This window comes from Pseudarthrobacter polychromogenes, from assembly GCF_014644495.1.
GTDB lineage: Bacteria > Actinomycetota > Actinomycetes > Actinomycetales > Micrococcaceae > Arthrobacter > Arthrobacter polychromogenes.
This window is the reverse complement of record NZ_BMKU01000015.1, coordinates 66,651-80,721: the sequence shown is the minus strand read 5'-3', so window position 1 is coordinate 80,721 and position 14,071 is coordinate 66,651. Positions and strand designations below refer to the sequence as shown.

12 protein-coding genes are annotated in these 14,071 nt (G+C 66.1%); 10 read left to right on the top strand and 2 right to left on the bottom strand.

What is annotated here, in order from left to right; all coding sequences use genetic code 11:
* Nucleotides 1-73 precede the first annotated feature (73 nt).
* On the top strand, nucleotides 74-1,972 hold the full coding sequence (locus IEX43_RS18260) for an AMP-binding protein (protein WP_188813353.1): 1,899 nt from the start codon (nucleotides 74-76) through the stop codon (nucleotides 1,970-1,972).
* 37 nt (nucleotides 1,973-2,009) lie between these two features.
* Here IEX43_RS18260 and IEX43_RS18255 read toward each other — a convergent pair whose 3' ends face one another.
* Complete coding sequence (locus IEX43_RS18255) at nucleotides 2,010-2,723, bottom strand: response regulator (RefSeq protein WP_188813308.1); 714 nt, start codon at nucleotides 2,721-2,723, stop codon at nucleotides 2,010-2,012.
* Nucleotides 2,720-4,354, bottom strand: coding sequence for a sensor histidine kinase (locus IEX43_RS18250; protein WP_188813306.1), 1,635 nt, complete (start codon nucleotides 4,352-4,354; stop codon nucleotides 2,720-2,722). The genes IEX43_RS18255 and IEX43_RS18250 overlap by 4 nt, the downstream gene beginning before the upstream one ends.
* Nucleotides 4,355-4,536: 182 nt before the next feature.
* Between IEX43_RS18250 and IEX43_RS18245 the strand changes: the two genes are divergently transcribed.
* From IEX43_RS18245 to der, 9 genes are all read left to right on the top strand, one after another.
* A complete protein-coding gene (locus IEX43_RS18245; RefSeq protein WP_188813304.1) occupies nucleotides 4,537-5,892 on the top strand; it encodes a cation:dicarboxylate symporter family transporter in 1,356 nt (451 codons plus the stop codon).
* Between the two features lie 251 nt (nucleotides 5,893-6,143).
* Entirely contained in the window at nucleotides 6,144-7,043 is a 900-nt protein-coding gene (locus IEX43_RS18240; protein ID WP_104188770.1) for a ParA family protein, read from the top strand.
* A 7-nt stretch (nucleotides 7,044-7,050) separates the two neighbouring features.
* Nucleotides 7,051-7,863, top strand: coding sequence for a segregation and condensation protein A (locus IEX43_RS18235; RefSeq protein ID WP_188813302.1), 813 nt, complete (start codon nucleotides 7,051-7,053; stop codon nucleotides 7,861-7,863).
* Nucleotides 7,860-8,522 carry an SMC-Scp complex subunit ScpB gene (scpB, locus tag IEX43_RS18230; protein WP_188813300.1) on the top strand — a complete coding sequence of 221 codons (663 nt, stop codon included), beginning with the start codon at nucleotides 7,860-7,862 and terminating at the stop codon, nucleotides 8,520-8,522. Before IEX43_RS18235 ends, scpB begins: the two co-directional genes overlap by 4 nt.
* A gap of 110 nt (nucleotides 8,523-8,632) precedes the next feature.
* Nucleotides 8,633-9,847 (top strand): pseudouridine synthase, encoded by a 1,215-nt coding sequence (locus IEX43_RS18225; RefSeq protein WP_188813299.1) that lies wholly within the window; start codon nucleotides 8,633-8,635, stop codon nucleotides 9,845-9,847.
* Between the two features lie 3 nt (nucleotides 9,848-9,850).
* Entirely contained in the window at nucleotides 9,851-10,960 is a 1,110-nt protein-coding gene (locus IEX43_RS18220) for a prephenate dehydrogenase (RefSeq protein WP_188813297.1), read from the top strand.
* The gene (gene cmk, locus IEX43_RS18215) at nucleotides 10,960-11,673 is read left to right on the top strand and encodes a (d)CMP kinase (protein ID WP_188813295.1); all 714 of its coding nucleotides are present in this window, start codon (nucleotides 10,960-10,962) and stop codon (nucleotides 11,671-11,673) included. Before IEX43_RS18220 ends, cmk begins: the two co-directional genes overlap by 1 nt.
* 46 nt (nucleotides 11,674-11,719) lie before the next feature.
* Nucleotides 11,720-12,400 carry a lysophospholipid acyltransferase family protein gene (locus IEX43_RS18210; protein ID WP_188813351.1) on the top strand — a complete coding sequence of 227 codons (681 nt, stop codon included), beginning with the start codon at nucleotides 11,720-11,722 and terminating at the stop codon, nucleotides 12,398-12,400.
* A 10-nt stretch (nucleotides 12,401-12,410) separates the two neighbouring features.
* On the top strand, nucleotides 12,411-13,961 hold the full coding sequence (gene der / locus IEX43_RS18205; RefSeq protein ID WP_104188756.1) for a ribosome biogenesis GTPase Der: 1,551 nt from the start codon (nucleotides 12,411-12,413) through the stop codon (nucleotides 13,959-13,961).
* The last annotated feature ends 110 nt before the right edge of the window (nucleotides 13,962-14,071 follow it).

Sequence of the window (14,071 nt, the reverse complement as noted above, 5' to 3'; positions counted from 1 at the left end):
AAGGCCCTTGTTTCACCGTCGGACTCCCGGCTACCATGGCCGCTACACAACGTCGTGGATGGGAAGCACTTTCATGGTCACCAGCAGCTATCGGGAAACGTATGAAGCAAGCCTGGGGAAACCCGGGGAGTTTTGGCTCAAGGCAGCCGCAAGAGTGTCCTGGTCGGTCCCGCCCCGGCAGGCGCTGGACGCAAGCCGGGCTCCGCTTTACACCTGGTTTCCGGACGGGGTCCTCAACACCTCCTACAACGCCCTGGACCGCCACGTGGAAGCCGGCCGGGGGGACCAGGACGCGCTGATCTACGATTCCGCCATGCTCGGCACCCGCCAGCGCTTCACCTACACGGAACTCACCCGGCTGGTGGCACGCTTTGCCGGCGCCCTCCGCAACCGCGGGGTGGGCAAGGGGGACCGCGTCGTGATCTACATGCCGATGATTCCCGAGGCCGCCATCGCCATGCTGGCAACAGCGCGCCTCGGAGCCGTCCATTCGGTGGTCTTCGGCGGGTTTGCCCCGAAAGAACTCGCGGCACGCATCCGCGACGCCGCCCCCGCCGTGGTGGTCACCGCCTCCGGGGGGATCGAGCCCACCCGCCGGATTGAATACCTCCCCGCCGTCGCGGAAGCCCTCCAGCTGGCGGGAGTGCCGGACCTCCCCGTGATCGTCCGGGCCCGGGAGGGCTTCGCAGCCACGGCGGCAGACCATGGCTGGCAGGACTGGGACTCGGAAATGGCCGATGCGGAACCTGCCGCGCCCGTGGACGTCGCGGCCACGGACCCGCTGTACATCCTCTACACCTCAGGCACCACCGGGACGCCCAAAGGCGTGGTGCGGGACAACGGAGGCCACGCCGTCGCGCTCGCCTGGACCATGGACAACATCTACGGCGCCGGTCCGGGGGACGTTATGTGGACCGCGTCGGATGTCGGCTGGGTGGTGGGGCACTCCTATATCGTCTATGGCCCGCTGCTTGCCGGTGCCACCACGGTCCTCTATGAGGGCAAGCCGGTTGGAACGCCTGATGCCGGCGCGTTTTGGCGCGTGATCCAGGAACACGGAGTCAACGTCCTCTTCACCGCCCCCACGGCGCTGCGGGCCATCCGGAAGGCCGACCCTGAGGCAGCCCTGCTGCGGAACTATGACGTCTCCAGCCTGCGCACGCTCTTCACGGCGGGGGAGCGGCTGGACACGGACACCTTCCATTGGGCCTCCCGGTCGGTTGGCGTTCCTGTGGTGGACCACTGGTGGCAGACGGAGACGGGCTGGGCCATCTGCGCCAATCCCCGCGGCCTGGAAGAACTGCCCATCAAGGCAGGTTCGCCCAGCGTGCCCATGCCGGGATTCAGACTCAGCATCGTGGACGGCCTGGGCGTGGAAGTGGCCCCCGGCACGGAAGGGAATATCGTGCTTGGGTTGCCGCTGCCGCCCGGGACCCTGGCCACGCTCTGGGGCGACGACGAACGGTATATCTCCTCCTACCTGCAGGCTTTTGAGGGGTGCTACGCCACCGGCGACTCCGGCTACCGGGACGCGGACGGCTATGTGTTCGTGATGGGGCGGACCGATGACATCATCAATGTTGCCGGGCACCGGCTGTCAACGGGCGCCATGGAACAGGTCATCGGGCAGCATCCGGCCGTCGCCGAGTGCGCGGTGATCGGCCTGGCCGACCCCCTGAAGGGCCAGCGGCCCAGCGGCTACGTTGTGCTCAAGTCCGGGGTCGAGGTGTCCGGGGAGATCCTGGCCAAGGACCTGGTGGCGATGGTCCGGCGGGACATCGGCGCTGTTGCGGACTTCAAGCACGTGACGGTTGTGGATGCCCTGCCCAAGACCCGCTCCGGGAAGATCCTCCGCAAGACCCTGCGGCAGATTGCCGACGGCGAGGAGTATACGGTGCCGTCCACGATCGAGGACGCCGGGGTGATTGACCAGCTGATCGGGAGCCTCCGTCGCGGCGGCAGCGGAAACTAGCAGCGGAGGCTACCAGCGGCTGGAGTCAGCAGCTGGGTCAGCGCCCGCTCCAGCGGTATTCGTTTTCCGGCCGGCCCGGTGTTCCGTAGCGGGCAGTCCTGGAGACCGTGCCGGCGTCCGCCAGGTACTCGAGGTAGCGGCGGGCGGTGACGCGGGACATGCCGAGGGCGTCCATGACTTCCGTGGCGGATACGGCGTCACTTTGTTGCCTGACGAACTCCTGCACCGAGCCCAGCGTGGAAGCGGAGAGGCCTTTGGGCAGAGGCAGCTCTGACGGCGCCCGCAGGCTTGCGAAGGCCTGGTCCACTTCGCTTTGGGATGCTCCGGCCTTTCCGGAGCCGGCGTGCGGGCCTGCGAGCTGCTGCCGGAACTGCCGGTAGCTTTCCAGCTTGTCCGCGAACGTGGCGAACGTAAACGGCTTGATCAGGTACTGCACCACCCCGATGGCTACGGCGCTCCGCACGATGGCCAGCTCCCGGACGGCGGTGATGGCAATGATGTCCGCCAGGATGCCCGCCGCCCGCATCCGCCGGGCGATGTCCAGGCCGTGGAGGTCCGGCAGGTTCATGTCCAGGAGGACCAGCTCCACCGGGTTGCCCGCCGCCGAGAGCTCACCGAGCAGCCGAAGGGCGGACTGGCCGTCGGGCGCGCTTCCGGCCAGCTCAAAGCCCGGCAGCCGCCCGATATAGGCTGCGTGTGCCGCCGATGCGATGGCCTCGTCCTCAACGACGAGGACCCGGATGTTGCTCACGGTGTGTGCTCCTTTTGCGGGGACTCTGCTGCGGGAAGGAATACTTCGAATTTCGCTCCGCGCCGTCCGTTAATGGTCAGGGTACCGCCCAGCCGCTGCACTGCCTGCCGGACCAGGGCCAGCCCGATGCCCCGGCCGCCGGGCCCGGAAGGCTTGGTGCTGAAGCCGTGGCGGAAGATGTTGTCCGCGGCCTGCGCGTCCAGGGCGGCGCCGGAATCGTGGACGGCGATGTCCAGCCCCTCCTCATCCGACTCCACCGTCAGCTCCACGCGCCGGGGCGGGGGAGCGTCCGCTGCCGCGTCGATGGCGTTATCCAGGAGGTTTCCCAGGATTGTCACCAGGTCCTGCACAGCCACTCCCGCCACCGTACCGGAACCCAGCGTGGCAACATCAAGCTGGACCCCGCGTTCGTGGGCTTCCGCCACCTTGCCCATGACGAGTGCACCCAGGACAGGTTCATCAACGGAGCTGACCATGTCATCCGTCAGCTGCTGGCTCAGCTCCAGGTCCCGGGTGGCGAAATCCAGGGCTTCCTGCGTCCGGCCCAGCTCCAGGAGCGAGACCATGGTGTGGAGCCGGTTGGCGTGTTCATGGGTCTGGGCGCGCAGGGCGCCGGAAAGGGTCCGCATGGTTTCCAGTTCGGTGCCCAGTGCTTCAATTTCGGTACGGTCCCGCAGGGTTGCCACCGTACCGTACACGGGTGCCCTGCCCCGGGTTCCCGGGGAGCCCGGCGCCCTGGCCGGTCCCTGGTTGACCACCAGCACCCGGGAACCGGTAAGGATGATCTCGTCATTGGCCGGCCGGCCGGACTCGAAGAGGTCCCGGAGCTCCTCCTCGAGCGGCAGTTCCGCCAGCGACGGCGGCCGGGTGGGGTCCTTGCTCCCGGCACCTTCGAGGCCCAGCAGTTCCGCCGCCTGGTCGTTGTACATCACCACGCGGCCCTTCGTATCAATCAGGATCAGGCCTTCGCGCACCGAGTGCAGGACGGATTCGTAGTAGGCGAACAGCTGCGAGAGCTGCTCAGGACCCCACCCCCGGGTCACCCGGCGAAGGTACCGGCCAAGGAACCAGGACGCCAGCGAACCTCCCACCAGCAGGGCAAGGCCAATCAACAGCAGGGCCGGCAGGCGTCCGGCGAAGGCGACGTCCACCGTGCGGACCGTAACGCCCACCGCCACCAGCGCCTTCACCTCGCCCGCCTGGTCCTTGACCGAAACAATGGTCCGCACCGACGGGCCCAGCGTCCCCGCCGTCACTTCGGTGAGCTGCCCGCCCTGCAGTGCAGCGTCGATGGAGCCGATATACGGCCGGCCGATCTCCTCGACCCGCGGATGCGTCCACCGGGTGCGGTCGGTGGCCATGATGGTGACGAAGTCGACGTCGGCCTCCGCCATAACGTCCCTGGCATAGGGCTGCAGCGACGCGGTCGGGTCCGGGCTGGAGGCCGCCGCCAGCACCAGCGGGCTGGCAGCAATGGCAGCGGCTATTCCCGCCATCCGGTGGCCGGCCTCGTCGTAGGTGCGGTCACGGGCATCAACGAACGTGGCCGAACCGACGACGGCGATAAACACCACCACAATCAGCAGGTTTGCCACGAAGAGCCTGCGGGCAATACTCCAGGGGTGGATCACGTGTACCTCCCGACGCCGTTTCCGGACGCCATCCTTAGAAAGCATGTGTGCCGCGACCAATATGAACGCAACGGTGAGCTGGATCACGGCGTACCCAATGATGGATATCACACCGGAGGACGCGCAGAGCCCAGAGAATGCGCCGCAGCGTCTATCAGATTATCCATATAAGGAGACACATCATGGCTTCTCAACGAGGAGAGTCGCTTGACACCGTGAAGACGCGGCGCAAGGGCATCGACAAATCGCATTACCTCTACATTGCGGTCATCGCCGCCGTCATCCTCGGCGCCGTCGTGGGCCTGATGTTCCCCGAGGTCGGCAAGTCCATGAAGCCACTGGGTGACGGGTTCATCAAGCTGATCAAGATGATGATTGCGCCCATCATCTTCTGCACCATCGTCCTGGGCATCGGCTCCATCGCAAAGGCCGCCACAGTGGGCAAGGTCGGTGGCCTGGCACTGGGATACTTCGTGCTCATGTCTACCTTCGCGCTCGCCATCGGCCTGGTTGTTGGCAACCTGATCCACCCGGGCGAGGGCCTGAAGCTGGCGCCATACGATCCTTCCAAGAAGGCAGAAGTCGACAGCACCGTAGCCTTCCTCCTGGGGATCATCCCGGGCGACATTCCGGTCCTTCCGACGCTCTTTGCCGCGCTCCTTGTAGGTTTCGCCCTGCAGAAGATGGGCCCGCAGGGTGCGCCGGTACTCAAGGCCATCGGCCACGGCCAGGCCGTCGTCTTCCGCATCCTCATCATGATCATGTGGCTGGCTCCCGTGGGCGCCTTCGGTGCCATCGCCGCCGTTGTCGGAGCCACCGGCGTCCAGGCCATCGTCAGCATGTTCACCCTGATGGCCGCCTTCTACATCACCTGCGCACTGTTCATCGTCATCATCCTGGGCGGTCTGCTGAAGGTTGTGTCCGGAGTCAACATCTTCAAGCTCATGAAGTACCTGGGCCGTGAATACCTGCTGATCTTCTCCACGTCCTCTTCCGAAGCTGCCCTGCCCCGCCTGATCGCAAAGATGGAGCACCTCGGTGTCTCCAAGCCGGTGGTTGGCGTTACCGTTCCCACGGGCTACTCCTTCAACCTGGACGGCACCGCCATCTACCTGACCATGGCTTCCCTCTTCGTGGCCAACGCCATGGGAACCCCGCTGGATCTGGGAGCCCAGGTTTCGCTGCTGATCTTCATGATCATCGCTTCCAAGGGTGCCGCCGGTGTCACCGGCGCCGGCCTGGCCACCCTTGCTGCAGGCCTGCAGGCACACAAGCCGGAACTGCTGGGCGGCGTGGGCATGATCGTTGGAATCGACAGGTTCATGTCCGAGGCCCGCGCCCTGACCAACTTCACCGGCAACGCCGTAGCCACCGTCCTGATCGGCACCTGGATGAAGGAGATCGAACGGGGCCAGGTTGACCAGGTACTCTCCGGCGAACTGCCCTTCGACGAGCAGACCATGATTGCCAGCCACGCCGGCCACGCGGCGCCGGCAGCCACGGAAACCGAGGAGCGGCGCGTTCCGGCTGGCGTTTAGGCACCACGCCAGGCGCCCGCCACGCACAAACAGTTTTCACGCAGCAGCCCCCGCAGCACTGGCCGCGGGGGCTGCTGCGTGGCCCCTGCAAAACCAACCTTCGACCTCAGCTAGAGGGTCAAGGCTCAACATGGGCGGAAAGTCAAGTTCCGCCGAATACCGTGTCGGCCGCTGTAACCTTGGGAAGAAGAAGGAACGGCGCTGGCAACCAGCGGCAGGAAATCACCGTCATCGAAAGTGTGGATAGATACGTGAGCAGCGAACAGGGTTCGGCAACTCTGGAGGGCACGGAATTTGACCTGGACAACGCGGTGATGGGCCCCACGGGACGCCCATACCGGGAGTTCCCGGAACCGGCACCGCTGTCCTCCCACGGTCCGGCGCGTGTGATCGCCATGGTGAACCAAAAAGGCGGCGTCGGCAAGACCACCTCCACCATCAACCTCGCGGCAGCGCTGGCGGAGTATGGCCGCCGGGTGCTCCTGGTCGATTTCGATCCCCAGGGTGCGCTGTCGGCAGGGCTCGGCGTGAACCCCCACGAGCTGGACCTTACGGTCTACAACGTCCTGATGGACCGCAAGGTCAATATCCGTGACGCCATCCACCAGACCGGCGTCGAGAACGTCGACCTGCTGCCGGCCAACATCGACCTCTCAGCGGCCGAAGTCCAGCTCGTCAACGAGGTTGCACGCGAGCAGGTCCTGGACCGGGCCCTGAAGAAGGTCGAGGACGATTACGACGTCGTCCTCATCGACTGCCAGCCCTCCCTGGGCCTGCTGACGGTCAACGCCCTCACCGCGGCACACGGCGTCATCATCCCGCTGATCTGCGAGTTCTTCGCCCTTCGTGCGGTGGCCCTGCTGGTGGAAACCATCGACAAGGTGCAGGACCGCCTCAACCCGCGCCTGCAGGTGGACGGGGTGCTCGCCACAATGTACGACGCCCGGACCCTCCACAGCCGTGAAGTCATCACCCGGCTGGTGGAAGCCTTCGGGGACAAGGTGTTCGAGACCGTCATCAAGCGTTCCATTAAGTTCGCCGACGCCACGGTGGCGGCGGAGCCGATCACCAGCTACGCCGGCAACCACATCGGTGCGGACGCCTACCGGCGCCTGGCCAAAGAACTGATTTCGCGCGGCGGCGCACCCTAGCCAGGACGTGGCCGAATCCAAGCCCGGCTTCGAGGTGCGGCTGGCCAACTTCACGGGTCCCTTCGACCTCCTGCTGGGACTGATCGCCAAGCACCAGCTGGACATCACCGAGGTGGCCCTCGCCACGGTGACAGACGAATTCATCAAGTACATCCGCAACCTGCAGAAACTGGGCGGGGAGTGGGCGCTGGATGAAGCCAGCGAGTTCCTGGTGATTGCCGCGACGCTCCTGGACATCAAAGCTGCCAGGCTCCTTCCCGCCGGTGAGGTGGAAGACGACGAGGACATGGCACTGCTCGAGGCCCGGGACCTGCTCTTCGCCAGGCTCCTGCAGTACAAGGCCTTCAAGCATGTGGCCGGTCTCCTGGGTGACACACTGCACCAGGAAGCCATGCGCTTTCCCCGGCAGGTTGCCCTGGAGGAGCATTTCGCGGCCATGCTCCCGGAACTCGTGTGGAAGCACACCCCGGAACAGTTTGCCGCGCTGGCGGAAACTGCGTTGCGGCCCAAGGCGCCGAAGCCCACCGAAGTGGGGCTGGCCCATCTCCATGGCGGCAATGTCAGCGTCAAGGAGCAGGCGGAAATCGTTGGGCTGCGGCTCCAGCGGGAATCGCCGCTCACGTTCCGGGCCATCATCGCCGACGCCGAGTCCACCCTTGTGGTGGTTGCGCGGTTCCTGGCGCTGCTGGAGCTGTTCCGGGACAAAGCGGTGTCCTTCGACCAGGTGTCGCCGCTGGCGGACCTTGCCGTCCACTGGACCGCCGGCAGCCGGCAGTGGTCCGCAGACAACCTAAGTGAAGAGTTCGAGGAGCAGCTGTGACCAAGGAAGCCACGGAAGACACGCAACCGGGGGAGGAGGACCTCGAAAACCTCCCGGGCGGGGCCAAGGCTGCCGTTGAGGCTGTGCTGATGGTCATCGACCAGCCGGCCACAGAGGAGGAGCTGGCAGCCGGCCTGGGCCTGACCGTGGACAAGGTCAGCGCGCTGCTGGCCGAACTGCAGCGCGAGTATAGCGGCTATACTGTTAAAGCCCCGGATATGGATCAAGCCAGCCACGTTGGTTTCGGCTCCAGCCCCCGGGGTTTTGAATTGCGGAACATCGCCGGTGGCTGGCGGATCTACTCCCGCACGGACTTCGCCGACATTGTGGGCAAGTATGTGCTGGAGGGCCAGACAGCCAGGCTTACCCAGGCAGCCCTGGAAACGCTCGCGGTCATCGCGTACCGGCAGCCCGTCTCCAGGGCCAGGGTTTCCGCAATTCGAGGCGTCAATGTTGACTCTGTGGTGCGGACCCTCGCCCAGCGCGGGTTGATCGAGGATTCGGGAACGGATCCGGAATCCGGGGCCATGCTGTACCGGACCACATCGTATTTCCTGGAACGGATGGGCATCGGTTCTGTGGCCGAGCTGCCGCAGTTGTCTCCCCATCTTCCGGGCCTGGACGGCATCGCGGAGTACTACGACGCTGAAGGGATCTAGGCAGTTTCGAGCTGCCTGGGCAAGGACATTTATCAGGGCAGATTATTTCTGCACGGCTGGTTAGGGTTGTCTCTGGACACCTTTCCGGCCAAACAATTGAAGGACGGGTCATGACACAGGCGGGACGCCAGGGTTCACCACGTAACGGTTCGGGACGCAACGGTTCGGAACGAAAGACAACACAGCACAACACCTCCCAGGGTGGCAAGTCAGCGGGCGGGTTCCGCGGCGGAGCCTCGAAGCGGGGCGGCGGGTTCGGCAGCGACCGCCCGCAGCGCGCACCCAAGCCGCGCGAGGAACGCTTCATCGATCCGGATCTGGCGTCGGACGGCCCCCAGCAGGGCCGCGGCGCCGCAGATCCGAAGGCCGCCAGGCCTTCCTCGCGGAAGCCTGCAGCGCGTAAGCCAGGAGCCAAGAAGGCGCCGGGCACCCCAGGCGCCCTCAAGCCGAAGCCGCGCACCGGCGCACCCGGTGCCGCAGCCTCCCGTGCGTTCGGAAGCGAACGCTTCGGCCAGAACCTGGGGCCGGTGCGCAGGCCGTCACGGAAGAAGGGCCCGCGCGGCGACGTTCCCCAGTCGGAACTGCACGACGCCGACGGCGTCCGCCTGCAGAAGGTCATGGCCTCGGCCGGCGTAGCCTCCCGCCGCGTCTGCGAGGAGATGATTGCCGAGGGCCGGGTGGAAGTGGACGGACAGGTCGTCACCGAGCTCGGTGTCCGGGTTGATCCCAAGACCTCCGTCATCCACGTGGATGGCCTGCGCATCCAGCTGGATGAGAACCTCGTCTACATGGTCTTCAACAAGCCGAAGGGCGTTGTCTCCACCATGGAGGACCCCGAAGGCCGTCCGTGCATCAGCGACTTCCTCAAGAGCAACAAGAACACCGGCGAACGGATGTTCCATGTGGGGCGCCTCGACGTCGCCACCGAGGGGCTGCTCCTGCTGACGAACGACGGCGAGCTGGCCAACCGCCTGACGCATCCCTCCTATGAAGTGCCCAAGACGTACCTGGTGCAGGTCCGCGGTCCCTTCCCCCAGGGTATCGGCGCCCAGCTCAAGGAAGGCGTGGAACTGGAGGACGGTTTTGCGTCAGTGGATTCCTTCCGGCTCGTTGACTCAACCCCCGGTCACGTGTTGATCGAAGTGGTGCTGCACTCGGGAAAGAACCGTATTGTCCGCCGCCTGTTCGACGCCGTCGGCTTCCCGGTCCTGCGGCTGGTCCGCGTCAAGGTGGGCCCCATCGGCCTGGGTGACCAGCGCCAGGGCAGCATCCGCAACCTCGGCAAGCAGGAAGTCGGGCATCTGCTGGCATCCGTAGGGCTCTGAGGCATGTCCGCCTTCCATAGCCAGGGCCGCGGGCACCTGGATGGTCCGGTGGTGGTCCTCGGGACCGGACTGCTTGGCGCCAGCATTGGACTGGGCCTGCGCGGACGGGGCGTTCCGGTGTTCCTGTCCGACCCCTCGCCCACGAACCAGGCGGTGGCCGTGGACATCGGTGCGGGCCGGCCGCTGCCGGAACTGGGCAGCGATGTTCCGCAGCTGGTGGTGATTGCTGCGCCGCCGGACGTGACGGCCGACGTCGTGGAAAAAGCCCTTTCGGATTTTCCCGGCTCTGTTGTGGTGGATATTGCCAGCGTCAAGGCGGGCATCCTGGACAGCCTGCGGCGCCGCGGCGTCGACCTGTCCCGGTACGTCGGCACCCACCCCATGGCCGGGCGGGAAAAGTCAGGCCCGGTGGCTGCCCGGGGCGAGCTGTTCACTTCGATGCCGTGGGTGGTGTGCCCCTCAGGGGAAACCTCTGGCGCCGCCCTCCAGACGGCCCGTTCCCTGGCCTCGGACCTGGGCGCAGTTGTATCCCAGTTCACGGCCGAGGAGCACGATGAAGCTGTTGCCCTGGTGTCCCACTTGCCCCAGGTAATGTCCTCGCTGCTGGCGAGCCGGCTCCAGGGTACGCCGCTGCATGCTCTGTCCCTGGCCGGCAACGGGCTGCGGGACGTCACGCGGATAGCGGCGAGTGACCCGTCCCTGTGGGTCCAGATCCTCGGCGGCAACGCTGCGAAAGTCGTGGAAATCCTCTATGGCGTCCGGGATGACCTCAACCGCCTGATCGGAACGCTCGAGGATCCCACGGCTCCGGGCGCACGCCTGGACCTCGCGCAGCTCATGAGTGAAGGCAACGCCGGCCAGGCACGTATTCCGGGCAAGCACGGCGGGCCGCCGCAGGCGTATTCCTGGCTGACCGTCCTGGTGGACGACAAGCCCGGACAGATCGCCCGGCTCCTCACGGAAATCGGCGAGATCGGCGTCAACCTCGAGGACCTCCGCCTGGACCACTCGTCCGGGCAAAACGTAGGTATGGTGGAAATCTCCGTGTTGCCGAACAAGCATGACCACCTGATCGAAGCACTCAACGACCGCGGATGGCGGGTACTCCAGTAATGACACAGGAACTTCTCGATACCATGCCTGCGCTGCGCATCGGCCGGCCGCTGGTGGTGGCCATTGACGGCCCGTCCGGCTCCGGCAAGTCCAGCGTCAGCAAGGAAGTGGCCCGCAGGCTCAGGCTGGCGTACCTGGACACCGGCGCGATGTACCGAGCCCTCACATGGTTCTGCGTCAACGAGGGCATCGACCTTGACGACGCCGCAGCAGTGGAACAGGCCGCACGCGACCTGGTCCTGGAACTGAGCACCAGCCCGCTGGAGGAGTACGTTCGGGTGGACGGTGTTGACGTGACCGACGCCATCCGCGAGCCGGCCATTTCCTCCGCCGTCAGCGCCGTAGCCACCACCCTGGGGGCCCGGACTGAGCTGATCCGCCGGCAGCGGGAACTGATCGAAAAGCACCACCGCCGCATGGTGGTGGAGGGCAGGGACATCACTACCGTCGTCGCGCCCGGGGCGGAAGTCCGGATGCTGCTGACTGCCAGCGAGGAAGCGCGGCTGCGCCGGCGTGGAATCCAGCTGGGCGGCACCCAGAACGCCGAGCAGCTGGCGGCCCAGGTGACCCACCGTGATGCCAAGGACTCCTCCGTGGTGAACTTCACCAAAGCCGCCTCCGGTGTGGTGACGCTGGATTCGTCGGACCTCGACTTCGACCAGACCGTGGCCGCTGCCCTGGTGATCGTCACAAAGGTCCTCAACCGTGACTGAACGCGCCGCCACCACCTCCCGGCCGGGTGTTCCCTCCAGCCTTACCATGGCGTGGAGCAGGCCGGTGGGCTGGATCCTCGACCACGTGGTGTACCGGACAACCGTCACGGGCAAGGAAAATGTACCTACCGGTGGACCCGTGATCTTTGCGGGCAACCACATCAGCTTCCTGGACGGGCCGGTCATGTTCGGCGCCTCACCGCGCCCCATGCACATCCTGGTCAAGCAGGAGATGTTCAAGGGCTTCCTCGGCCAGGTCCTGACAGCTTCGGGCCAGCTGCCGGTGGACAGGCGCGGCGACCGGACCGCGCTGCAGCGGTGCAAGGAAGTGCTCGACGCCGGCCGGTGTGTTGGCATCCTCCCCGAAGGAACCAGGGGGAGCGGGGCGGCGGCGGACATCAACGGCGGCGTCGCCTGGCTGGCGCTGAACTCCGGTGCCCCGGTGGTCCCCGTGGCCATCCTGGGCACCCGCAGGGGAGCGGAGCACCTCGATTCCGTACCCCGGCCGGGCAGGCGCTTCCACGTCAGCTTCGGAAATGCCCTCACCCTTGCCCGCCGGGCAGGGGAAAGCGGGCGTGTTTCAATGGACAGGGCGGCGCTGGAAATCCGCGCCGCGCTGGCAGGGCACGTCCAGGACTCCATTCAACTCAGCGGGCAGCTACTGCCTTTCGCAGATGCCCGCCAAGACTTAACAGCAGTAGCCGGGACGCCGGCAGATGACCACTAAGGACAGTGCAATGAGCGATACGACTCAAACTCCCGGCCACTTCGGCGCCGGCGAAGACGAATACACGCCCACGGGCACGGACCAGGTGGCCGAACGGCTGGCTGCCATTGACGACGACGAGGCAGAGCTCCGCGCGGCGTCCCTCCGGGCGGGCCTGGAGGACTACGACCTCGACGAGGAAGACGCCGCACTGCTGAGCGGCGAATACGGCGACGAGGACTTCGACGGCCCCGTCAAGCTCGATCCCGTCCTGGCCATCATCGGCCGGCCCAACGTGGGTAAGTCCACGCTGGTGAACCGTATCCTTGGGCGCCGCGAAGCCGTGGTGGAGGACACCCCCGGAGTCACCCGCGACCGTGTCATGTATTCCGCCAACTGGAACGGTCGCAACTTCACCCTGGTGGACACCGGCGGCTGGGAACACGACGCCCGCGGCATCCATGCCCGCGTGGCCGAGCAGGCCGAGATGGCCGTTGAGCTCGCGGACGCAGTGCTCTTCGTGGTGGACTCCGCAGTAGGCGCAACCGCCACCGACGAGGGCGTCATGAAGATGCTGCGCCGCAGCAAGAAGCCGGTCATCATGGTGGCCAACAAGGTGGACGACTTTGCCCAGGAGGCGGACTCCGCCACACTGTGGGGCCTGGGCTTTGGCGAGCCCTACCCGGTCTCGGCGCTGCACGGCCGCGGCGTGGCGGACCTGCTGGACCACGTGATGGACGTGCTTCCGGAATTCTCCACCATCGAGGGCCTGGAACGCTCCGGCGGGCCCCGCCGCATCGCCCTGATCGGCCGCCCCAACGTGGGCAAGTCCTCCCTGCTGAACAAACTGGCCGGGACTGAACGGGTGGTGGTGGACAACACCGCCGGCACCACCCGCGATCCGGTGGATGAGTTCATCGAACTCGGCGGCCGCACCTGGCGCTTCGTGGACACGGCAGGCATCCGCCGCCGCCAGCACATGGCGCAAGGTGCGGACTACTATGCCTCCCTCCGTACGCAGGCCGCGCTCGAAAAGGCGGAGGTCGCCGTCGTGCTCCTTGCCGTGGACGAGGTCCTCAGCGAGCAGGACGTCCGGATCCTGCAGCTTGCCATTGAGTCGGGCCGCGCCCTGGTGCTGGCCTTCAACAAGTGGGACCTGCTCGACGACGAACGCCGGCGCTACCTCGAGCGTGAAATCGAGCAGGACCTGGCCCATGTGGAATGGGCACCCCGCGTGAACATCTCGGCCAAAACCGGGTGGCACAAGGACCGACTGGTTCCTGCCCTGGACCTGGCGTTGGAGAACTGGGACAAGCGCATTGCCACCGGCCGCCTCAACGCGTTCCTTGGCGAGCTTGTGGCCGCCCACCCGCACCCCGTCCGCGGCGGAAAGCAGCCGCGCATCCTCTTCGGCACGCAGGCATCCAGCCGTCCGCCGAAGTTCGTCCTGTTCACCACCGGTTTCCTGGACCCCGGATACCGGCGCTTCATCACCCGCCGGCTGCGGGAAACGTTTGGCTTCGAGGGCACGCCCATCGAGGTCAGCATGCGCGTGCGGGAAAAGCGCGGCAAGAAGCGCTAGTTCCGGTGTTGTCTCCGACACACCATAGGGCTGAATCCGGGAAAGTGTCACTGGCACGCTCCGGGATCGTGTAAGCTCTTCTAGGTGGTTCGGCCGGACTGCTGGTGGAA